Origin of the sequence: Promicromonospora sp. NPDC059942 (genome assembly GCF_042731755.1) — a bacterium.
Taxonomy (GTDB): Bacteria; Actinomycetota; Actinomycetes; order Actinomycetales; family Cellulomonadaceae; genus Promicromonospora.
The window spans coordinates 230,700-231,919 of the sequence record NZ_JBHWLR010000009.1; the positions used below are offsets into that span (position 1 = coordinate 230,700).

Annotated in this window: 1 protein-coding gene; it reads left to right on the top strand. The window is 70.3% G+C overall.

What is annotated here, in order from left to right; translation table 11 throughout:
- Positions 1-154: 154 nt before the first annotated feature.
- The coding region (locus tag ACFV9Q_RS16740; protein WP_377235329.1) for a type IV toxin-antitoxin system AbiEi family antitoxin domain-containing protein at positions 155-1,220 on the top strand (1,066 nt) is incomplete at its 3' end.

The window sequence follows — 1,220 nt, forward strand, 5'->3', positions numbered from 1 at the left end:
CCGTTCTTGGACCAACCCCCACCGAACCCCCTTGGTTTGACCCACGGCAGTTCCCCCAACCTCTGTTTTCCTTGGAAAAAAACTTGTGGTGCCAAACACCAGGGCCTGTGGATAGCAAAGACAAGCAATCGGCGTCATCAGGTGTAATCGTGGGGTGCCATCCAAGGAAGCCGTCCCGACGCAGCTTCTCGAGCTCGCGCGGCGGCAAGGCGGGCTCGTGTCCGCCGAGCAGTGCGAGGCCGCCGGCGTCGGACCGTCGCGACGCCGCAACCTCGTCGCCGGGGGCGCGTGGCACCGGTTGACCCGCGGGGTCTTCGACACGGGCACCACACCCGCCGACCTGCACCCGCACGACGTCGCGCGGCTGCGCGTGGTCTGGTCGACGCTCCTGGCCAACCGGCGAGCGATCGCCGTCGGGACGTGCGCCCTGATGCTGCACGGCGTCCAGGGGCTGCCCCGGCGCCTCGCCCCTGAGTCGGCGCTGCCGCGCGGCGCGGCAGGCCGGGCACGCGACGGGGCCGCCCTGCGACAGTACGTGACCAGGGCCGAGACGGTCCGGATCCATGGCCGCGAGGTGGTCGAGGTGGAGCTCGCCCTGGTCCAGGCGCTTCCGACCCTGAACAGGGACGACGCCGTAGCGTGCCTCGACAGCGCCCTGCACCGGGGCCTGATCGAGCGAGAGCAGCTGGTGACGATCCGCCGTCGGCTCCGACGTCGACGGGACTCGCTCAAGGTGATCCCCTGGCTCGCCCTCGCGGACGGCCGCGCCGAGTCGCCGCCCGAGAGCCACGCCCGCCTGCGGCTGCACGACGCCGGGATCGCGCCCGACGACCTGCAGCGCGACTTCTTCGACGCCGCGGGCCGGTTTCTCGGGCGAGCCGACATGGCCTGGCACCTGGGCGACGACCGCTGGCTGATCGTCGAGATCGACTCACAGGAGTTCCACGGCACGGACCGCCAGGTGGAGCTGGACGCGGTGCGCCAGAACAAACTGCTCGGCGAGGGCCGCAACATCATCCTGCGGTTCTTCCCGACCCAGGTGACCGCCGGCGAGATCGTCGCCCCGGTGGCCAAGATCCTGACCGGCAGCGGCTGGCGCCCCCGCCGCCCCCTCCCACCACTCCCACCCCACCAGGTGTTGGGGAAAACAAGTGGTGGCCGGAAGCTGTCTGGCCTGGTAGCAAACCCTGTTGTCCAACACAGGAAACGGGGGGGGGAAA